We start from the raw sequence: 21,889 nt of genomic DNA on the forward strand, positions 1-21,889 counted from the left end.
CCGCTAATACGAAATATCTAATTTTCGGCTAAAGCAGAAACCCGGTTTCTAGCTGCTTAGAAATCCATTCGCTTTTAGCAATTATTTCCCGATGCAGAAACGGCTGAAAATTCGGTCTAAGACGGATTCTGTGACTTCTTCGCCGAGGATTTCGCCGAGGGCTTGGGTGGCGGCGCGTAAGTCGATAGTCCAAAAGTCGAGGGGGAGTTGGTTGTGGATGGTTTCTTGGACTTGTTGTAAAGAAGCTTTGGCGCGGGTGATGGCGGCGGCTTGGCGCTGGTTGATGGCAATATCTAAGTTAGCAGCTTGCAGGCGATCGCACTCAACCTGTTTTAAGATAGCTTGCTCTAACGCTTCGATGCCCTGCTGTTGGGCGGCGGCGGTGGTGACAAGTTGGGTAATCTGGGGAGGATAGTGAATTTGGGCGATCGCGCTTTGGTTCACTAAATCTTGCTTATTCACCACTAAAATTAAGGGACGATCGCACACCTGCTGATAAATTTGCTCATCTTCGGTTGTCCATCCCGCCGCCGCATCAATGGTGAGTAGGACTAAATCGGCTTTTTGGGCGGCTTGGCGCGATCGCTCTACCCCAATTTGCTCTACCCTATCTTCAGTATCGCGAATTCCGGCGGTATCTAAAACCTGAATCGGGATACCTCCAACCACCAGTTGCGACTCCACCACGTCGCGAGTCGTACCTGGTAAATCGGTAACAATGGCGCGATCGCTTTGACTCCAAGCATTGAGTAAGCTAGACTTACCCACATTCGGACGCCCGACAATTGCCACTTTTAACCCGGTTCGCAATAACTCGCCTCGGTCGGCCGTTGCTAAGATTTGCGTTAATTGGGTGGTAATTTGGGCGATCGCTTCTACAATTCCCGTAACATCCAACGGCGGTAAATCTTCTTCAAAGTCAATCCGCGCCTCAATTTCTGCCAAAATATCTAAACATTGGTGGCGAATTGTCCGAATCGGTTGTGCTAGCTTACCCTGTATCCCGGCTAAGGCGCTTTGTGCGGCTTGGGGAGACTTCGCGCCTACTAAGTCTGCAATTCCTTCAGCTTGGGTTAAGTCTAAACGGCCATTTAAAAACGCCCGTAAGGTAAATTCTCCCGGTTGCGCCAGCCTTGCCCCCGATTCTAAACATAATTGTAAGACTTGCTGCACGGCCATAATCCCCCCATGACAGTGAAACTCCACCACATCCTCTCGCGTGTAGGAACGGGGGGCGAGCATAATTAAGAGTAGGGCTTCATCCACCACCTGTTGCGTCTGGGGGTGGCGAATATAGCCGTAAAGGATGCGATGCGACTCCCAAGCTTGTTTTCCGGGGGAGTGAAATAAGGTTTTAGCAATATCTAAGGCTTCGGAACCCGATACGCGCACAATTCCGACGCTACCCTGCTGGGGGATAATTGCAGTGGCGATCGCTGCAATCGTTCCCGATCCAATATAAGTTTCTACCATTGCCCCTCCGTCTGCCAACCCCCGCTCAGGCTATAAAATTGCTTACCCTATTCTAAAAGAACTGACTCGCGCAGCACTGTCCTATACTTGAGGCTGATAGCTGAGAGTCTAGCCATGATTGATTTTGTTCCAGATATGTGGATGATTGAACTGGCTATCTGGATTGTTTTCTTTGCCAGTATCGGTGTTTTTTCATTCGTTGCAGGAAGTATTATCCCCTGGATGATTCGCCTGCTGATCGACCGATTTGTCTCTCAACAAGCTGGTGAAACCTATGGGGAGGTGATTCAACTCTACCAGGGATTGACCCGATTTGTGTTTGCGACTGCGATCGCAGAGGTTCTGATTTTCCTGTTTTTCAAAGGTCTCCGCAATTCCTGGGTTGAAATTATCCTGAGTCTCAGTTTAGCGATTTCTGCGAGTTGGCTTGCTTCCCGAATTTTTCGCCAAGTTTTTGATGTCTATTTGATTGATGTCGCGTTTAAGAGTGGTAGAAAGGTTAACAGCGAACTGCTACTCGTCGGTAAGTATGTTACTAATTTCAGTATTCTATTACTTGCGGTTATTTATTTTGCCCAAACTCACAAAATTAATATTTTTGGCTTAATTGCTAGCTTAGGCGTTGGCGGCTTGGCTGTTGCTTTTGCGGCTCAAAAAACAATTGAACAATTTATTGGTGGAATTGTCCTATTTCTCGATCGTCCTTTTGTTGTTGATGATTATATTGGCTTGCCGGATGGTACATTTGGTAGAGTTGAATCGATAGGACTGCGTTCAACCAAAATTCGGACTTCTGGCAAAGGAACTTTAATGATTATTCCCAATAATTCTCTAACACAAACCCATATTGAGAATTTTACAGGGGCTAAGAAGGTTATGTCTATTGTTTATCTCAATTTCCATCAGACTATTGTTTCTAACGAACGAGCGCTAATTCGGCAAATTATCTTAGAAAGTACCAGCGATATTTTTGGTTTAGATTCCCGGAATACTGATGTCACGTTTCGGGAATTAGGCGGGCGCACTCAAGCTCAAATCACCTTTTTTATTTTAGGTTCTGGGGAGGTTTCTATGGACTTGCGTCGTCAGCTTCTCGATGTGGCTAGCCAAAACATCACATTCAAATTAAAAGAATATAAAATTGCTTTTGATATTGAAGAACCCACCATTTATGTAGATGCGCCGATTACAATTTAGGATAAATTATGGAGTGGTTTGAATTATTAAATGGGTGGTTGGTTAATGCGGCTATTAATCTTCATTTAATTCGCATTGCCCGATTTTTGTTTTTTGTTCTCATCTCCCTGATTTTAGGTCGATATACCCTAACTTTTATCCGGGCTATTATTAATCGCCTATTTCCCCCACAAGTTGTTAAAGTTTGCGAGCAACTGTTTCAACCGTTGACTCAACCTATCCGGATTACAGGTACGCTTGTTTTAATTTCGCTGTCTTTAACTGGGTTGAGAGAATATCCCAGTCTCTATAATTTTCTCCGCTTTTTTAGCGACTTGGCGGTTACAATTAGCGTGGCTTGGTTGGCTTCGCGAATTTTGCGGCAAGTTTTACGATTTTATGGTATTGAATTGATTGGTAAATTGGGGCGAGAAGTAGACGACCTCCTCTTGGTTGTGGAAACGATTGCTAATGTTATTATTGGTGCGATCGCAGTTTTGGCTTTTGCTCAGGGACGCTTTGATTTAATTGGCTTGGTTGCTAGTTTAGGGATAGGGGGAATTGCGGTAGCTTTTGCCGCTCAAAAGATATTAGAACAACTTTTAAGTACCATTGTTTTATATCTCGATCCTCCTTTTAAGCCCGGAGATTATATTCGTCTTTCTACTGGACAATTAGGGCGAGTAGAGTCTATTGGCATTCGTGCTACTAAAATTCGGACGCTAGCAAAAAGCACCTTAATTATTGTCCCCAATTCTACTTTAATTACTATGGAAATTGAGAATGTCACCAGTGCTAAAAAGGTGATGGTTTTGCTGTATCTTGATTTTTCTAAGATTTTAGAAGAACGGGAACAAGCCTTAGTTCAACAGGCGATTAAAGAAAGCACAGATGCTCTTTTTGGAATCGATCCCGGCAGTACCAATATTGTGTTAAATGAGAGTTCTCAGGGCAGTACGACTAGAGCTAGGGTGACATTTTTTATTCTCGGATCGAATGAAAATTCGCTACAACTCCGCAAGCGTTTGCTGGAACTTGCCAACGAAAAAATTTCTAAAAAATTAAAAGAGTTCGGCATTGAGTTTATTGTTCAAGAGCCTAGCATCTACGTTGAATCGCCGGTTACAATCTAAATTCAGCTAGAATTATTAGCAGTTACACTAGTCAGAAGCGTTGAGCGACAAGGGGAACAATCATCCTCCAGGGTAGCGTCTTCAGCGTAAGAAGTTGCTATTGTAAGTGAAATAGCTAAATTTCTAAGATAAAGATTGTTAATCTACCGAGGAGTTAAATGAGCCGATTAATCGAAACTGAAAAATCAGCCATTGTCAGAACTCCCAAATCCAGGAGACATCAACGGCGTCGGTGGGAACGAGGATGGCAGGGGATGAGAATGGCAAACTGGCGACATTTGCTGCGTTATGGATATTTGCGCTTAATGACCCTAGAGGGAACGCCAGAAGCGATCGCGCGGGGTGTAAGCTGTGGGGTATTCGCGGGGTTATTCCCCCTATTTGGCTTGCAAACCCTCATCGGTGTTGCTCTAGCAACGCTGCTGCGAGGCAATAAAATTGCGGCGGCGGCAGCCACTTGGATTAGCAACCCCTTGACATATTTGCCAATTTATGCATTAAACTTTCAGGTGGGAGCCTGGTTGCTAGGTACAACCGATGTATCTTTTACCCGCGACAATTTGTTGGCCCCTCAGCAGCTCATTCAGTTCGGCGGCGAGTTTTTAGAGACATTATTTCTAGGTTGCTTGGTGATGGGAATCTTGTGCGGCACTGCTAGCTATTTTCTCAGCTTGCGGCTGGTTCGTCAGTTTCGCCAGTGGCAGCAAAGCACAACTCGTAGAAATCATCCCTCTCAGGCTCGCGCTCTCAAAATGCGATCGCCGATTAAACCGAATCGAACAACCCCTCAATAACCGTAGTGTCTGATAACTCAATAGATAGATTTAAAGCGAGAAGTTTTCCTCGTCATCAATTTGCACGTCCCAACCCGCCGCCAGCACGTCGGCTAGCATGGCTTCTAAGGCAGCCGCATTTAAGTTGCGATGGGTTTGTTCTTGCAAAGGATTAGACAGCGGCATCAGGCGTAACAAGCGAGTGTCTTGAACCAAATCAAGATAAGTCGCTTGCTCGGAAGATTGGCGAAGCTCAATATAATCAAAACTATAGACATTGAGGTAGAGGGTTTGATTGGCCACAATCGTCGCTTGTTGCGGATCGGCAAAGACCTCTCTGACGTAACCCTCACCTTCGCTTTGCAATTGTCCGTCTTCTAAATGAAAATAGCGGACTCGTCCTAAGTCAGCTAGCAGCCTTTGCATGTCTCGTTTATTAACGATCGCCCCAGTGTTGATAATACACGGAGCCGGGAGCCTTGTGTTTCCAGGGATTTGATCGTGACTCATAGGGAGAATGCTCTAATCCAAATGTTGTTGTTGCCAAAAAGCATGGTTTGTACTCGCAGCTAACTTCTTTTTTAAACTCAAGATTTCCAAAATTCAACCCAATTCATCAACAGACTAGTCGATCGCTCGATCGCCCGATCTCTACCTCAACGATCGGTCTGGGTATACTGATAAGCCAGTCAGCAATAATTTTGGAAAAATCCGAGTAAAAATTCGGTTATTTCAAGCAGAGCTTGAGAACTTTCGCATACGCAAGTCGTGTGTGAGACAATTTTATCTTAAGTCTACTAACCTTTTCTTGCTGGAATCTACTGAATTTCCGCTATCCGATAACTCACAAATTCCTCCTTTATGAGTATGGCTGTTTTTGGAAAGAGGGCGTTTCAGCCAAAAGGTAGAAACTCTCCGTTATTTTAATTCTCCTGCAATCTTTGGCACGATATGTCTAACCCCCTATCCCCCTTTTGGGCTGCAATAGCTTTTTATACCTGCTTGCCAGTCCCTCACTCCGAAAAACTGGAGTTTGGAGGCGTTGCCCGTTGGGTGACAGCGATCGGCTTTTTGGTCGGAGGACTGCTGGGATTGCTGGATATAGGTTTAACCCTTCTGGGTATCCCCGTATTAACTCGGAGTGTTGTCGTCGTTGTCAGTTGGGTCGGCTTAACTGGGGGATTTCACTTAGATGGCGCAATGGATGCGGCAGATGGGTTAGCAACTACGAATCCTCAGCGGCGGTTAGAGGTGATGGCAGACAGCGTAACGGGGGCATTTGGTGCGATCGCGGCTGTTGCTATCTTACTCTTGAAAGTGGCGGCCTTAACAGATATTAGCGAGCATCGGGGATGGGCGATCGCGGCGGTGGCGGCGTGGGGTCGCTGGGGACAAATGCTAGCGATTCTGCGCTATCCCTACCTTAAACCTACGGGTAAAGGTGCGTTTCATCAAGAAGCCATTCAGTCAGTTTGGCATCTCGTCCCCAGTCTAGTCTTGCTGTTAGGCTTCAGTACGATTGTATTCTGGATTTCGCCGCAGCAGTGGCCTCTAGGGGTGGCAATGGCGCTGGGTGGAAGTGCGATCGCCTATTTAACAGGCGCGTGGTTTAACACCCAACTCGGCGGTCATACAGGCGATACCTATGGGGCCGTGGTTGAATGGACAGAAGCGTTACTTTTGGTCTTTCTTACAATTTTTTAAGCGATAACCTTTGAAAGGCTTGATACGCTTGGTTAATTTCCTGCATTTTAGCCTTCGCTTGTTCAGAATTATTAAAATCGGGATGATATTGTTTTGCTAAACGGCGATAAGCAGCCTTAACGTCCTGTCGCGAAGCAGTTGGCGCTACGTCTAAAACATTCCACCATTGAATTGTCACAGTCCGATTTATAGCCACTAAGGGTTCTTGTACGCCAGCACTGAAAATTTGAATCGATCCGGCAACTTGACCCCCACAAATTAACTGCTTGCCATCCCCACTAAAGGTTACGGGATAGCGACCTTCAAGTTCCGTTTTTTCAAACTGGCTTCCCGAACGTAAATCCCACAGAAAAACCTCATTTCGACTCGCACTGGCTAGAAAATTGCCATCCGGACTTAAAGCAACTGAAAAAACGCCCGCCGAGTGACCTTTCAAGGTTCCTAATAATTTTCCAGTTGAGAGTTGCCAAATCTTCACCGTTTGGTCGGCACTGCCGCTAATAATCAACTTACCATTAGGGCTAATTGCTACGGATAGAACCCAACCTTGATGTCCTGCTAAAATCTTATAGGTTTGGTAGCTTTGCAAGCTCCAAAGGCGCAGGGTATTGTCCGAACTCCCGCTGACTAGCGTTTCGCCATTGGGGGAAACCCCAAGCGCCATCACGGCTGAACCATGTCCATTTAAGGTGTGAATCGCCTGACCTGTTAGCAGATTCCATAGGCGAATCTTGCGATCGGCACTAGCACTCATTAAGGTTTTGCGATCGGGACTAAAGGCTAGGGAAAAAACATAACTTGAATGACTAAACGGTCGATCGAGATAGAAAAAAGTTCGATAAATTTTATGATTCTTGAGGTTCCAACTTGCGACCTTTCCGCCTAAATCTGCACTCGCCAGTAAAGGATAGTCGGGACTAAAAGCAACGGCATAAACCGCTTGAGCATGACCGCATAGGGTATAGCTTAATTGATGGGTTTGTAAATTCCACAAGCCAATGCTTCGATCTTTACTCGCTGTGGCTAGCGTCCGACCATCGGGACTGACAGAAATTGCATTAATTGGCTCTGAATGACCTGGTATTGTCTTGACAAATTGCCAAGGATGACTCATAAATGGGGAAAGTAAAAAAGACAGGCTGAGACTGTCTTAACATGATTCTTCAGAAATGGGTAGGTTTGAGAAACGATCGTTCAAATTCACCCCAGTCCTCAACAATCTTTGGCGCGAAATTGGCGATAAGCCTGATTAATTGCTTGCATTTTTAATTTGGCTTGGGTGGAAGAATTCAAGTCGGGATGATACTGTCGCGCCAGATGCCGATAGGCTTGTTTCACCCGATCGGGGGTTGCAGTTTGTTCAACGCCGAGTACCTCCCACCATTGATGCAATTCTGGCGATCGCTGACGGTATTTTGAGGGGTTAAAGCCCGGTTGCCAAAGCTTTAAATTTCTGCCTTTGCCGCCACTCAGTAGCGTTAAACCTTCAGGAAAAAAGGCTACCGGATCGAGACCTTCTAGGGTATCTAATAATTCGCCAGTTTCCACTTGCCAAAGCTGAATTTTCCCCTTCGGTCCAGCGCTGGCTAAAAGGTCGCTGTTGGGTGCAAAAGCCACAGAAAGAATTGTATGAGCATGGTTGAAGGTTCGGAGTAATTCTCCGGTTTGCAAATTCCACAGCTTAACGGTTTTATCGGTACTGCCGCTAGCCAACCAAAGCCCGTTAGGACTGACTGCAACCGTTGTCACCCACCCCGAATGCTCGCGGAGAGTATGTAGGGTTTGAGCGTTCTTTAACGACCAAATTTTAACGGTTTTGTCGGCGCTACCGCTGACCAGGAATTGACCTTCTGGACTAATGGCGATCGCATTGACGCTATCCTCATGACCCTGTAGGGTTCGCAACCCCCTTCCCGACTTTAAATCCCATAACCGAATCGTCCGGTCTGCACTGGCGCTAACTAAAGTTTTGCCATCGGGTGTAATGGCTAGAGCATAGATAACGCTAGCATGACTTTCAGCAGTTTCAGGATAAAAGAAACTCTTGAGCAACGTCTGAGTCGCCAAGTTCCAACTGTTAATCTGATAGCGATTTTCCCGATTGCCACCCGCACTCACGACAATGCCTTGTTGAGAACTGACCGCCACCGCCAAGACTTCCTGGGAATGACCGTAAAACGAATAAGTACAAGTGCCTGTTGCTACATTCCACAAACTGACTGAACCATCTTGATGACCTGTAGCTAATCGTTGACCGTCTTCACTCAGAGAAACCGAATTCAGCGGGGCAGCGTGAGTTTTGAGCGTTTGAACGCACTGCCAAGTTGTAGAAGTTTGGGAAGTCATCGGACTCGGTAGAGATGGGGTGGTTCTCCATTGTGCCTGAAGACTTTCCTGCCAGGAGTATATTTCTTGTTGAAGTGCGGCAAATTCTTCTTGAAGTTCCAACTCCGCAAACTTTTGTATCCATTGCCATTCCGCATATTCACTATCCAGTTCTAGCAAGGCTTCCTGATAGGCGGTTTGCTGATTGATTTGGTCGTGCCACTGCGTCGCCATCCGTTCAAATAACTGAAAAGGCGCTTCGCCACCATTTCCAGCATCCAACAGTTTCAAAAGCCCATAAACGGCTAATCCCACAACGCTTCCGCCTAGGGTAATCGGAAGAATGCCTAACTGAACGGCTGTTCCTTGAAACGCCAGTCCAACCCCACCCAGTTGAATCGAAAGGGTTGCCCCACTCAATCCCCCAACTCCAGCAGCGAGGAGGGCGGTTGGATCTCCGGTAAGGGTGGCTTCAAAAATACCATAGGATGCGGCAGCGATCGCACCTCCTGCCATTGCAAACGGAGTCATCCCAATTTTGATTGCGGTGCCGCTAAAGGCTAACCCGGCATTCCCATAGGCAATATTGATTACAGCCCCCGCAGCCGTACCACTGCCAATCCATCCTGCACCGATGCTTTGAGGTGACATGGGCTATTTGAGTAAAGTTTAGCCAATTTTAGCCTCAAGTCTGAGTCCGATCTAATCGGGTAAAGTCCCAGGAGTGATACGACGAACGATGACGCCATCATCCTAGGAAGCGCAGTCAGGGCCATCCTTACAATTGTGAGTTAACGACGATCAGATGGTGGTGGCGATCGCAAATTAGCCGATTGTCCTGTCTGAACTTATTTAACAGCCGAGTCACCGTCACGCGGCTGGTACTACAAGCATTGGCTAAGTCTTGGTGCGTTAGGCGAACGGTTAGACGGGTTCCTTCAGCGACAGGTTCGCCAATTTCTTCCTTGAGCAAGCACAGCAAATTCCAGAGGCGTTCTTCCACGTTGCGCCGTCCAAAGTTGGCTAGGAGCAGTTCGGTTTGCTGGAGGCGACGATTATATTGATTGAGAATGACTTGAGCGAAGATGGGAAAGGCTGATAATTCGCTCATGGAAATGCTAACTAATTTGACTTCTGAAAGGGCAGTGGCTTGATAAATATTGAGGGCTGTTAAGTGACAGCCAAATGGCATGGAAGCTCCGACTAAGCCAATCAGCATCTCATCATTATTTTCGCAAAATGTACTTAATTTTACTAAGCCTTCGCATACTAGCCAAAGGGTATGAGGATTGAGAGGAATAATTTCTCCCTTGTCATAAATATGGGGAGGGCGTTCTTGTTGAATTTCAGCGAGACTAGCGGTTAAAGCCATTTCTGCTCGCTTTTGTTCGGTAATATTCCGCACGCACCATAACAAGCGATCGCCTTCGTTCAGGGATTCGCCCAAAGGTGCCACTGTCACTGCCGTGTAGTGGGTTTCCCCCAGGCGATCGCGGAAGCGCAGTTGCCATTCTTGCTTGTGCGATCGCCGATGAATTCGGGATGTTTCTAAGTAGAAGGTACTGCGATCTTCCGGATGAATAAATAAACTCAACATCTTTCCGGGCAAAAACTGTTGTTGGATGTTAAGCAGTTGAGCGGCTGCGGAATTGGCTTCTTCAATTTTTCCACTTGCAGAGGTAATCAAGTAGGCTTCTGGCATCAGTTCAAAAATTGCCCTATACCGTTGATTCGCAGATCTTAGCTCATCGTAAACTCGCTCTAGCTCTGAGTTTTGATGAAGAATCTGCTCGTAGGCAACCTGTAACTCTTCTGATGCAAAACTTAATTCCTTAAAAGCGTCTGAAGCTAAATAACTGGGAATGCTAGGGAGGGTAGTGGCTTTATTGAATAGTTCTGTTAAGCGACCGTTCAATGCCGTTAATTGGGAGCTAAATCCATTTTTTTTCATAAGTTTATAAACGGGGTTCTAGAAACATTTGTTTTACCTGATTCGTCTACGGAATTGCTCGTGAAGCGATGAGCCTATCGCTGGCAATGCGGCAAGAATCAAATCTTATATCTACCGTTCTAAGCAGGTCGCATTGAACTCAATTGAGGGGTGACAGAATTATTTTAGAGTAATTTAAAAAGGGTGAGCATTGTCTTTGTTCAGCTTCAGATAATTGTTTATAGGTTACTTATATTGCTGAGTTTTCTTCTATGTCCTAGGTAACAAGTGGGTTGCAAGCTCAGTGTATCAGAGTTTGCAAAGATCGAAATAAGACTCTTATTTTTAAGATTTAAAGTAGCTTAAAAAACTAGAATTTAGATTTAGGAGAGTTAAAATATCAGTCTTAAGAGGGATATAAATGTCTACCATTAGATAGATGTATATCTTTCAGTTGCGATCGATGGCTTGATTGCAAGGCTGAATCTCCGCGTTATTGAGCATTACAAGAAAATTGCATAAATTTTGTACAGCTCTCTCTGTCTTTAGATAGAGACAAGCGCTTCTATCAAAGAGATCCGATAGCGGGTATAACTAAAGCCAATATTAATTTTCTTGAAAGCTGCCGAGTTTTGAGCCAAACTGGGAAGCAAGCTCGATCTGATGGCGTTCGGCTGCCTGAGCGCGGTCAAGAGCAGCATCGGTTTCGCAACTTCCTTCCCCTATTTCTGGGGCGATGAGAGTCAGAGAATGTTCTACCTTTGGATTGAGGAACGCTCTAGCCGCAGATTGTGTAGGAAACGGCGATCGCCTTCTGGTATCGTTGAGGAAAAATTTGCAGCACAAAAAGCCTGCACAAGCAGGCTGGTTTTGGTGGAAAGACTCAGAAAAACGCGCAGCTTGAAAAACGCGTTTTAGCCAACCACGTCGTCTTTAAGACCTTGAATTTTGTTGGCTAACTCTTGGCGGGTGGAAGCAAGGCGCAGGTAGCGGTAAACAAACCAAGCCGAGTAACCAATTCCCACTAGCTCAAAGAACGGAGCCAGTAAAGGAATATCATTAATTGCATCAACAACGGCCCCTGTGACATACACGGTAATCCCGGCTGATAGGATTAATGCCACAATCGTCAGGGGACGCTGATACGCACCGAAGAACTCGCCTAGGTAGTCGGGGAGTTTCGATAAATAGAGGATAAACAAATCCCAATATTGTCGCCACAATTCTGCGGACTGGCTGGCGCTTGATTGTCCAGCCGGTGGTAGTTTAGCAATGGGGGCTGGGGAAGAGTCTGCAACTTCTGCTTGAGTCGTTGCGGTTGCTTCTACGTCAGCAACTTCTGTTTTGTTCAGATCGGCGTTAGTCATCTTATTATTTCTCCAATAGATCGCTAGTGTGAAGGAACTGGGGGAAACCCGACCCAGAGGCGAAACAGTGAGTTATATTTTGCAAACATACTTGACCCTAAAGCAGAGCTTGATTATTTGCAAGAGGTTCTGTGTTTCTACGACGGGTACAAGCGACGATCCTTCTCAGTATAGAAACCCTCGAACAGATCCCCATCTATCCATGAGGATGATCTCGCAAGTTGAGGCGGCGGAGTTCTTGAACAATTCGGGCGATCGCAGTTGCCACATCTGGGCGAAAAGGCACCTCTACACTAAAAGATCGTTCCCCTTTTGATAAATATAGCTGTAGCCATAACACTTACAGCAAGCTGAGTGGCACTCAAAGATGAATCTGACTGGTTTTTGACTCAGCACTTTGCAATACCCCCATAGAGCTGAACTACTGAAAGTCCTATGCTGTCGTGGGTTGGATTAGCGCCATTCGTAACCCAACAGCAGCCAGGGTTGTGTTGGGTTTCGGACCTCAACCCAACCTACGCGACTCAGCACTTTGCCATACTCCCATAGAGAGAGAATGAAGAACTGAAAGGGAATAGGAAGACTAACGCGGGGTTTTCCTATTCCCTGGGGTTTGGACTAATTCTCAGTTGGAGCAACTTCAACCGGGACAACCTGTGCTGGGGTTTGCAGCAATTCTAGCTGCCGTCTGCGAAACTGAGAGGCTTCATCATTGAGATTTTGCCGTTGTTCGAGCAAATACTCTCTCATATCGCGGTTGTTGCCCAGTCTAGCCCGGTGGAACATATCAAAGATCGCAGAAGTTCCGCCATTGGTGGAAAACGGATCGGAACTACCATCTTGAACGCGGAGGTCTTGCAGGGGATCGGCGTTCGTCGTTTGGGCGATCGCGCCGGTAGAATAAGCTAGAGTTGCCATACCGAAACCAGCCACTAAGCTGACTCCGATCCGGGTTAGGTGTTTTAGGGATGCGGATGCATTCATCGGGTTCATCCTCACAATAACTAAAGGATTTTAAGATAGGGTACGACGCAGTAAGGGTTGAATGCCAAGAAGGGCGATCGCATCAAAGACGAGAAGCACCAACAATGCCCCTCCAAAGGTGACATCACCCCAAGGAGCCGACATCACAATACTACCGAATCCCCAGCTATTATGCAGATACAAATAGCGAATGGGTTCGATGGCGTAGCTTAAGGGGTTTAAGCTGGCGACGTACTGCAACCAGGTGGGCATGAAGGAAAGGGGCGCAAGGGCGGTACTGGCAAACAATAAGGGCAGGTTGGTGACAAAGATAACAGCAATCAGTTCAATATGTCCCGGTAAAGCAAAGCTGAGACCTAAACTGACACCCGTTACCCCAAAGACTAAAAGTAAGACGATTAGGGTAATAATCGCCAAGCCTGCGAAATTGGGCAAGCCTGCACCCAGAAAAGCACCCGCCGCAACGATGACAGCGGTTTGAATCAGGCTGAGGGTGACGATGAAGATCGAGGAGGCTAAAACAATCGAATATCGGGAGGCTAGCGGAGCCACCAGCAGCCGATTGAGGAAGCCGAACTCCCGATCGAACATTACGGGCAAACCCGCGTTTAAGGCTCCACCAAAGGCCGTAAATACGATCACGCCTGCGCCGATAAATTGACCGTAGCTGACGCGATCGCCAAATAGACCTTGCGGGGCATTCTGGAATAAGGCCCCAAATAGGATCAACCACATCAACGGTTGAACGACACCGGCAATTAAGGTAGAAGGGCGGCGTTGCAGTTGAATAAACAGGCGTTTGGTTAGCGCTAGGGTTTCTTGAATTAATTCAGCAAAGCTAAATTTTTCATCCACCGAAGCTAGATCGGCAGGGGCGAGATCGAGGTTAGAAGGGGTTAGGGTACTACTCATAGGACGGGTTAAAATTAGCGCATACTTTGTTTGCGTTCTTTTTTCGGATCGCGGCTGCCCGCAGCGGCGAGTTCGGCATCAATTAGGGTTCTCCCGGTGGCTGCTAAGTACACATCATCGAGGCTAGGACGCGATTGAGCAATCCCAAAGGTGGGCAACCCGGCGTCTTTAAGGGCTTGTTGAATGCTCATCAGGGCGTCGCTTTGGGGGACGACAACTAGGTTTAAAGAGTTGCCTTGGGCGCTGTTGATAATGGCTTCTTGTACCATTGAGAGCGATTGCAGCATTTCTTTGGCTTGCTCGGCTTCCTCGATGGGCGTAAACTCGCGGATGCGGAGGGTAATGCGATCGCCCCCCACCCGATCTTTGAGTTCGGAGGGGGTGCCAGTCGCGATGACGACGCCGCGATCGATAATGGCGACGCGATCGGCAAGGGCATCTACTTCTTCGAGATAATGGCTGGTAATGATAATGGTGGTTCCGGCTTGGCGCAACTTCCGCAAAAAGTCCCAAACGATGACGCGGCTTTCAATGTCTAAGCCGACGGTGGGTTCGTCTAAGACGAGGACTTTGGGTTGATGCAGCAAGCCGGCGGCTAAGTCGAGGCGTTTTTTTAAACCACCGGAATAGGTTCCGGTTTTTTGATCGGCGTAGGCTTCGAGTCCTAGTAACTCTAATACGCGCTCGACGCGTTCGGCGATCGCTTGACGCGGCAGATGATACAGCGCGGCTTGCAGTTCTAATAATTCGCGTCCGGTTAAGACTTTATCTAATGCGACTTCTTGGGCAACATAACCGAGAAGTTGTCGCGCCGCCTTGGGGTTGCTGATGGCGGAAATACCAGAAACCTCGATCTTACCGGCATCGGGAGCGCTTAGGGTACACAGACAACGCAAGGTGGTCGTTTTTCCAGCACCGTTGGGGCCTAGAATCCCAAAGATCTCGCCCGGTTCCACCTGTAGGGAAACGTTTTTAACCGCTTCAATACTACCGTAGCGCTTTTGCAGATTTTCTATAACGACAGCAGGAGCCATGTGTTTCTATACAAATCTCAACACTGTTTGTCTCTATTCTAAGGCGATCGCGATCGGCAAGTTCTCACTACTCGATCGGCTCTGTTGTGTAAATCTTTGCAAACTTTTTCGGGATTTCGCATAAAAGTGACCTCTATTGACTGAGAAAATTCTGAAAACCTCTGCAATTACACGGACATAGAAACCCGCGTACCCGCGTTTAAGCCAAATCACTTGCCTAGTTTAGTCGCCTTTGGTCTCAGTGTTTATGCCGAGGTGTTACAGGATATTTACCGCCAGTTCTCCAGTTTTTCATAGGGCTTCTGTTGAAAATGTTTCATCAACTGCTTTTCGCCTTTATACTCGCGGCGTCTCTTTTGTCGCGCCCCAAACTTTTATACTTGAATTGGGGGACTCACTACTTACTGATTGCGATCGCGGGAGGTATTGCTCTTTTTTATCATCGCCAACAACTGAAAAAAGTTGTTTTCCAATATCGCTATCTCATCGGTTGGATATCGCTCTTTTATGGCTGGATTTTGCTATCTACTCTCGCCAGCGACTTTTCTCAAATTGCTCTTAAATATAGCTTGAAATATTCCACCTACCCGATTGCGTTTGGCATTTTCTTGTTGATTCCTAATTTAGCGTATCAAAAGTTTTATCACCGAACGCTATTTCGATTTTTGGTTTTTATTTCGGGATGGGGAATCGTTGAATATTTATCTCCTAACTTAGCGTTTTTAGATATTCTGAGGTATCCCAACGCCTATCCGCGAATTAGCGCCATTGTTCAAGGGGCTAACCAGTTGGGAGTTTTAATGGCAATTGGTGCTGTTTTTGCCATTATCCTCTATCGCAAACACTTGATTGGCAAAGCAGAAATGTGTTTGACTGTTCCTATCTTTATCGGTTTGAATACGCTTTCTGCAAGTCGGAACGGTTGGCTTATTTTTATCCTAGGATTAGTTTTGCTATGGCTTTATAAACTCATCCGCTTGAAAGGCTTTTTAATATTAATCTCGCTTTGGAGTTTCTTCTTAGTATTTTTCCCCGTCTCATCCGCTAGAATCATTGCTCCAAATCATCCTGTTTTTCCGTTACTCTATACAATATCCCCCTCTGTGGAAATCCATCATAAATCGCTAGTATCGCCCCCTAAAAAAGAGAGAAAGCCTGACATTGCTGCAACCTCCGATCAAGCGAGAGTTGTTTTATGGAAAGACGCTTTACAGGCATTTTCTCAAAAACCGTTAACAGGGATTGGAGTCGGTGTTTTTGCCGAACATATTGGTTGGAAACATACAGAAAGATCGGGGTTTCATGCCCATAATATCTTTTTGAGCGTTTTAGTAGAATTGGGAATACCCGGTTTGCTCTTATCAATCGTCTTGCTCTTCAATCTTATCCCTTTTTCGGTGTTGAAGCAGGAGTTAATTGGAATTCCGCTGATTTTGATTTTTGCATCGCAGCAATTTGACTTTTTTATTAACGACAGCACGTTTGTTGTTCTTTGTACTTATTTTCTCGCCAATGCGGTACAGCAGAAAGAATTGAATCGAGCATATTAATCTTTATCCCCGCCCTCTCAAAAAAACGGATTACCACGGACTCCCAATTAATGTAAATCCTGCCCAGTAGTAGGGATGATTTAAGTTTTGATTGTCTAATTCCGCTAACTCTGGAGGGAGGGGAAGATCGCCTCGCGTTCCCGAACGACGAAGTTGTCCATTTTGAATGCGAGTATCTTCTTGAAGCAAGGATAATTGAGCTTGACGCAAACCTTCTGCTTTAATTTTAGATTGCTTGAGTTGATTGTAAAATTCGGTCATTAATGCTAGCGTTCCTTCATCGGAAACATACCACAAACTGGCTAAGGCACTTTTTGCACCCGCTTGAATGGCTAACCCTGCAAAGCCTAATTCGGCTTGTTCATCTCCGAAGGCGGTTCGACAGGCGGAGAGGACTAATAACTCGACAGGAGGGTTTTGAAAACCCAGTTGACGCAAGCGATCGAGGGTGATTTTTCCGTCTCCCCAAAGTTGAATGTAAGATTGATTTAAAGCTCCCGGTTTAAAGTCGGCGTGGGTGGCTAAGTGAATGATGGAATAAGGGTGATTTTGACGCTGTTTAATTAAATTGTCTTGGGTGAATTCTGAATTGAGGAAGGCTTTCCCTTGCCAAACTTCTCCAGTAATGGTGGAGATTTCTAGGGGAACAGAAAGTAAGGGCGGTAAGCTGTTAAATTCAGACGCACCCATTGCTAAAACTTGAGCATTATTTAAAGGTTGATAGCGCGTATCCATTAAGCTGAGACTGGGAATCATCGACAGGCTATATTGTTCAATTAAGAATTGATTCCCGTCGTGTAGGGCGGCGATGGGTAAACTCCGCAAACCGCTATCCATACTAAAGAGTAGGGTATCAATTCCGGCGGCTTGGAGTTCTATCTGTAGGGGTGCAATTAACCATTGATAGAGTTGTTGGCTTAAGGGTAAATAGGCGGTGAAAAAACGCCGTCGCGGATCGGTGATTTCGATGTAGAATTTTCGGGCGGTTTCTAATACTTGCTGGCGAGAGACTTGGGGAACGACTTTGCGTAGGGGTTCTCCCGTAGGGGTAAACATCACCAGTTCGATTTGGTCGTCCGTCAGGGTAACATAAATAACAGCAGACTGAATTCCGGTGGATTGGGCGATCGCGCCTAATGCTTCCCTAGGGCTAGCGGTGGTGAGACTGCTAGAGAGTAACTCCGGGCCGAAATGAGCGGTAAACTGAGCAGTACGGGCTTCTTCAATTTGGGCGATCGCATCCATCCCCACCCGACTCCCGATCGCTAAATTGCCCATTGTTATCTCGCCGGTGCTAATAGAACCCATCTCGCTATTGAGCGACACTGTACCGCCCCCTAACTGACCCGTAGAGGTAATCGTTCCAGCGATAATGTCATTTTTGGCATCCAGGCTAATATCCCCACCTCGCCCGGTTCCGCCGTCGCTGGTGATATCTCCGGTAATAATGGAACCATCCGGGGCGACAATTCGTATATTACCCGCCCCCGTACCGCCTGCGGTCGTAATATTCGCGGTACGGATATCGCCGCGCAGGGTGGGGAGGGTATTGAGAGAAATGTTACCGCTAACTCCCGTAGGCGCGAGGGTTTGGATAGTTCCAGTGGTGAGGTTTCCGGCGCGAATAGTGACATCGCCGCTGTCTAAGTTGCCAAAGGAGGCGATGTTATTTAGAGTGAGATTGCCTAACCCATTTAAGGTAATATTGCCCCCTTCCCCTAGCAATGAGTTGGCGCTAACATAGGTGGCAATGTGGTGAATGTTGAGATTGCCCTGGGGTGCATTAACTGCGATCGCGCCGCCTTTTCCCGCCTCCGCAAACGAGAATAGCACCCCGGTTTGGATATTTCCCTGGGAACTGAAAAGCGTTACCGAACCCGCATCAATCGCCCCAAAGGAACTAATATGGCTGGTAATAATCCCATTGGGTGCTTGTAGTAACACATTGCCGCCCCGTCCTGCGAGAGAATAGGTATCGAGGTTGGCGTTTTCTCTTTTAAAGATAGAGGCGATCGCTTCTGAAGCCACATCAGCATTCGCAGGAATGGACGCTTCTGCTTGGAGATTACCCCGATTTGTGGCAAGGGTTCCCGTATGGGAGATAATCTGAATATTGCCGCCTTGGAACGTCCCTTGACCGAGGGTATAAGCGCCAATAACGCCCGTAGAGATATCGCCAAACGCCTCTAGGGTGACATTTCCCGCATTCCCTTCCCACGCAAAGGCCCCCAATTCTCCGGCGGAGGTATCAATGCGACCTTGAGTGGTTGCGATCGCAATATTACCCCCTTGGATCTCCCCCTGTACAGACGCCTTTCCTGCATAGGTATTGATATTCGCCGTTGCGATATCCCGAAACGCCTGAAGGATAACATTTCCCGCCGTTCCTTCATCCGAGAACGAATCTAAACTTCCCAAACGGGTATTGATAGAACCTTTCTCACTCACCAGGGTAATATTTCCCTTTTGGGTTAAACCTTGGGAACTAATAATTTGAGTCAGGATATCCCCTTGCGCCTGTAGGGTAACATTTCCCCCCCTTCCCGCATCCGAGAACGAATCTAAACTTCCTAAACTTGTATCAATGCGTCCGTTCTCACTCACCAGGGTAATATTTCCCCCCTGCGTCAGACCTTCGGAACTCACTTCTTGAGTCAGGATATCGCCAAACGCCTGTAGAGTCACATTTCCCGCCGTTCCTTGTTCTGAGAACGAATTGAGGATGCTGTTGCGCGTATCAATTCCCCCCGTATCCGTTCTGAAGGTAATATCGCCGCCTTGGGATAAGCCTTGGGAACTAATATCCCCCACCGTCACAATATTGCCATCAAACGAATCAACTAGGATATTCCCCCCCGTTCCCCCTTCCGATAGCGAGGAAATTTGACCGTTTAGCAGAATTTGTCCCCTCTCGCTAAACACCCGAACCTCTCCGCCGCTGAGTTTTCCTTGCGAGAGAATTTCCCCAACCTGAACCCCAGAACTTGCATCTAGGTCAATTTTCCCCCCTCGTCCTTCTGGCGAAAGACTCACCGCATTTCCACTTTCAATAGTTCCGGAGAGACTAAATAAGGTGATATCGCCGCTGACATCCCAACCCGTTGAAACCAAATTCCCGACTGAAATGTGTTGTTCGGACTGAATTTGGATATCGCCTCCCGCACCTAACGCCGATTCTGAGATAATATCGCCAGTTGTAACCCGACCTTGGTTGGCTTCCAAGCGGACAGAACCTCCCGGCCCAGAATCGGAAACCGAATGGAGATTGCTAGAATCGGGTAGGCTATCCGCGATCGCAGTTGTTGTAATATTCCCGGTAGCGCTAAGAATCTCAATATCGCCGCTACCCGTCCGGCCTTGGGAAACAATCTGACCCGTGGTAATATCGCCCCATGCGTCTAGGGTAATCTTTCCCCCTTGACCGGATAGCGAAAACGCATCTAAATTTGCACAATCAGAACAGAGATTTTCGACACTAGCGGTGGTATCAATTTGACCTTGAAGACTCAAAATTGAAATATTCCCGCTGGCGTCCTCTCCCTGGGAAACCACCTGACCGACTAGAATATCCCTAAACGCCTCAATAGAGATATTCCCGCCGCGTCCTTGTTGCGAGTCAGAAGCGATAATCACAGGAACGGGAGTTGTGGTAATCTTTCCCAAAAATGACCGGAGTTGAATATCTCCCGCTTGGGTGGTTTCCGCCGCCGTGACTAAGCTTCCGGTTAACTCAATTGAACCTGGCGTTTCTACCGTAATGTTACCGCCAGAGGTAATAATTTCAGCGAGGCGAACCGTTCCCACTTCCCCTAAATCGCCCATGAGGATAGTCATATCCCCATTTCCTGATTGTAAAATTGTACCGGGTGCTTGGGTAATATTCGCCGGGCCCGCATCCCGAATTCTGGGGTTCGCTTGGGGGGAATTCGCAACGAGGGTTAATTCGCCGTTATTACCTGCTAAATTAATATCTGCATTCAGGATAATACTGCGACCTGCATTCAGTTCTAGACGATCGAGGGAACTGGAAAGAATGCGATCGCCAACGGTAATATCATTATGGGCTTCTAGAATAACATTCCCGGTTAAACTCGCTACCCCATCCGCACTTAAGGTGACATCGCTATTGGGAAAATCGCTAAATATCAGACTCCCCGCCTCAGTATCCGCCGATAGATTGGCAATGATAATATTTTTGGGGTCAAATAAAATCGTTCCCATGCTTCCGGTGGTTCCCGTCACATCCACTTGTCCCCGGAATACCAAACTTTCCTTCCCAGAAATTTCCCCAAACCCACCCGTCTCGCCGATAGCTTGAAGAGAACCCAAAAAGTGAGTATGACCCTCTGACCAAACGATCGCCCGACCCCCAGAACCAGATACAGTATTAGCAGACAGGATAGAGTCGCGACTCACCCAGGTTTGTTGCGCTGTTGGTAAACCTTCTCTTCCTTGAAACTCGCCACCTATACGGAGAGTTCCCCCGCCAGTGGTTCCATCGGCGCTAACCGTTGCATTGAATAAGCCGATGTAGTTGCCTAATAGATTAACCGATCCACCTTCGGTCGTGGAAGAGGCGCTAACCGTTCCGCTAGTGATTTGGGTAGCCGGGGAAAGGGGTATGCTAGACCCATTTAATACCAGTTGTCCGCTTTCGTTAAGCCTTAACCCAGTCGCGTGACGAATATCCGAACGGGTTAGCAATTCCGGGAGGCTAGCTGGGGTGAGGGGGGTTCCAGGTTGGGGGGTAATTTCTAAGTTAAGTAAATGTCCGGTTTGAGAAATGCGAACCAGTCGTTCTCCTGGAATGGCTGCAATGGTAATCTGACCCCCAGGCGCTTCTACAGTCCCCAAGGTGAGGGTAGTTCCCCCCAGTAAAGTGAGGTTCTGTCCGTCGGGAACCTGTAAATGACCTGTATTGGCGATCGCACCAGGAGATAAGCTAGAAAAAGCGAATTGATTGGGAGTCCCGACTAGATTTTGTGAATCTACAGGGCCTATTGCATTAAACCAGCCCTGACTCCCAAAGCCAATCCCATTCGCCGTCGTCGCCAAAAAAGAACCCGGAACGTTGAGTTGTGCGGCGTTCCCAAATACAATTCCGGCGGGGTTCATGAGGTAGAGATTAGAAAGTCCCCCAGTGACTTGAATTAAACCATTAATCAGCGAAGGTTCGCCGCCGTTAATCCGACCGAGGATATTTTGAATCTGGGGTTGAGACAGAAAGTTGGCGGTTTGTCCTTCTAGGAGGTTAAATTGTTGGAAACTATGGAATAAATTAGCCCCATCGCGCGAAAGTTGTCCCCCGCTAATGCCAATCTGATTCCCATTCGGGATAACCTGAGTCTGCATCCCATCTAAAGCCGGTAGAATGGGTTGGGCGCTAACTGCGACAGTCTGACTCACTCCTATTAAGGTTGCGATGCTATACCGATACATCCAAGCAAGTTCCATAGGTATCCTGAACAGAGAACGAGAGGACTTCACCAATCGTTTATTCTACTCGGAGATTGAGTATCCGCAGGATT

General features: G+C 47.1%; 16 protein-coding genes. 5 read left to right on the forward strand and 11 right to left on the reverse strand.

The window, feature by feature from the left end; genetic code table 11:
* Positions 1-81 precede the first annotated feature (81 nt).
* On the reverse strand, positions 82-1,473 hold the full coding sequence (gene mnmE / locus QQ055_RS06000) for a tRNA uridine-5-carboxymethylaminomethyl(34) synthesis GTPase MnmE (RefSeq protein WP_284475405.1): 1,392 nt from the start codon (positions 1,471-1,473) through the stop codon (positions 82-84).
* 114 nt (positions 1,474-1,587) lie between these two features.
* Here mnmE and QQ055_RS06005 point away from each other — a divergent pair, with 114 nt between their 5' ends.
* The 3 genes from QQ055_RS06005 to QQ055_RS06015 all read left to right on the forward strand — a co-directional run bounded on the left by QQ055_RS06005 (position 1,588) and on the right by QQ055_RS06015 (position 4,576).
* Positions 1,588-2,670, forward strand: a complete 1,083-nt coding sequence (locus QQ055_RS06005; protein ID WP_283361876.1) for a mechanosensitive ion channel family protein — start codon at positions 1,588-1,590, stop codon at positions 2,668-2,670.
* 8 nt (positions 2,671-2,678) lie between these two features.
* A complete protein-coding gene (locus tag QQ055_RS06010; protein ID WP_069966400.1) occupies positions 2,679-3,782 on the forward strand; it encodes a mechanosensitive ion channel family protein in 1,104 nt (367 codons plus the stop codon).
* Between the two features lie 158 nt (positions 3,783-3,940).
* Positions 3,941-4,576 (forward strand): DUF2062 domain-containing protein, encoded by a 636-nt coding sequence (locus tag QQ055_RS06015; RefSeq protein WP_283361875.1) that lies wholly within the window; start codon positions 3,941-3,943, stop codon positions 4,574-4,576.
* Positions 4,577-4,606: 30 nt separating this feature from the next.
* Here the strand turns inward: QQ055_RS06015 and QQ055_RS06020 are convergent, their stop codons facing one another.
* Positions 4,607-5,065, reverse strand: a complete 459-nt coding sequence (locus QQ055_RS06020) for a hypothetical protein (protein ID WP_283361874.1) — start codon at positions 5,063-5,065, stop codon at positions 4,607-4,609.
* A gap of 441 nt (positions 5,066-5,506) precedes the next feature.
* Between QQ055_RS06020 and cobS the strand changes: the two genes are divergently transcribed.
* Positions 5,507-6,259, forward strand: a complete 753-nt coding sequence (gene cobS / locus QQ055_RS06025; protein ID WP_283361873.1) for an adenosylcobinamide-GDP ribazoletransferase — start codon at positions 5,507-5,509, stop codon at positions 6,257-6,259.
* Here the strand turns inward: cobS and QQ055_RS06030 are convergent.
* The 8 genes from QQ055_RS06030 to QQ055_RS06065 all read right to left on the reverse strand — a co-directional run bounded on the left by QQ055_RS06030 (position 6,246) and on the right by QQ055_RS06065 (position 14,811).
* A complete protein-coding gene (locus QQ055_RS06030) occupies positions 6,246-7,373 on the reverse strand; it encodes a WD40 domain-containing protein (RefSeq protein WP_286004365.1) in 1,128 nt (375 codons plus the stop codon). The genes cobS and QQ055_RS06030 overlap by 14 nt on opposite strands.
* Positions 7,374-7,471: 98 nt before the next feature.
* The gene (locus tag QQ055_RS06035; RefSeq protein ID WP_284475401.1) at positions 7,472-9,235 is read right to left on the reverse strand and encodes a DnaJ domain-containing protein; all 1,764 of its coding nucleotides are present in this window, start codon (positions 9,233-9,235) and stop codon (positions 7,472-7,474) included.
* Between the two features lie 127 nt (positions 9,236-9,362).
* Positions 9,363-10,535 (reverse strand): PAS domain-containing protein, encoded by a 1,173-nt coding sequence (locus tag QQ055_RS06040; protein WP_283361870.1) that lies wholly within the window; start codon positions 10,533-10,535, stop codon positions 9,363-9,365.
* 585 nt (positions 10,536-11,120) lie between these two features.
* Positions 11,121-11,360: a hypothetical protein gene (locus QQ055_RS06045; protein ID WP_286004366.1), complete on the reverse strand. Its 240-nt coding sequence runs from the start codon at positions 11,358-11,360 to the stop codon at positions 11,121-11,123.
* Between the two features lie 68 nt (positions 11,361-11,428).
* Entirely contained in the window at positions 11,429-11,881 is a 453-nt protein-coding gene (locus tag QQ055_RS06050) for a CAAD domain-containing protein (protein ID WP_069966411.1), read from the reverse strand.
* 618 nt (positions 11,882-12,499) lie between these two features.
* The gene (locus tag QQ055_RS06055; RefSeq protein ID WP_283361868.1) at positions 12,500-12,865 is read right to left on the reverse strand and encodes a hypothetical protein; all 366 of its coding nucleotides are present in this window, start codon (positions 12,863-12,865) and stop codon (positions 12,500-12,502) included.
* Positions 12,866-12,895: 30 nt separating this feature from the next.
* Entirely contained in the window at positions 12,896-13,777 is an 882-nt protein-coding gene (locus QQ055_RS06060) for an ABC transporter permease (RefSeq protein WP_284475400.1), read from the reverse strand.
* 14 nt (positions 13,778-13,791) lie between these two features.
* Positions 13,792-14,811, reverse strand: coding sequence for an ABC transporter ATP-binding protein (locus QQ055_RS06065; protein ID WP_286004367.1), 1,020 nt, complete (start codon positions 14,809-14,811; stop codon positions 13,792-13,794).
* 665 nt (positions 14,812-15,476) lie between these two features.
* Here QQ055_RS06065 and QQ055_RS06070 point away from each other — a divergent pair.
* Positions 15,477-16,361, forward strand: coding sequence for an O-antigen ligase family protein (locus tag QQ055_RS06070; protein WP_286004368.1), 885 nt, complete (start codon positions 15,477-15,479; stop codon positions 16,359-16,361).
* Between the two features lie 30 nt (positions 16,362-16,391).
* On the opposite strand, the gene QQ055_RS06075 is transcribed toward QQ055_RS06070, so the two are convergent.
* On the reverse strand, positions 16,392-21,815 hold the full coding sequence (locus QQ055_RS06075) for a CHAT domain-containing protein (protein WP_286004369.1): 5,424 nt from the start codon (positions 21,813-21,815) through the stop codon (positions 16,392-16,394).
* Between the last annotated feature and the right edge of the window lie 74 nt (positions 21,816-21,889).

The organism is Geitlerinema calcuttense NRMC-F 0142 (assembly GCF_030285425.1).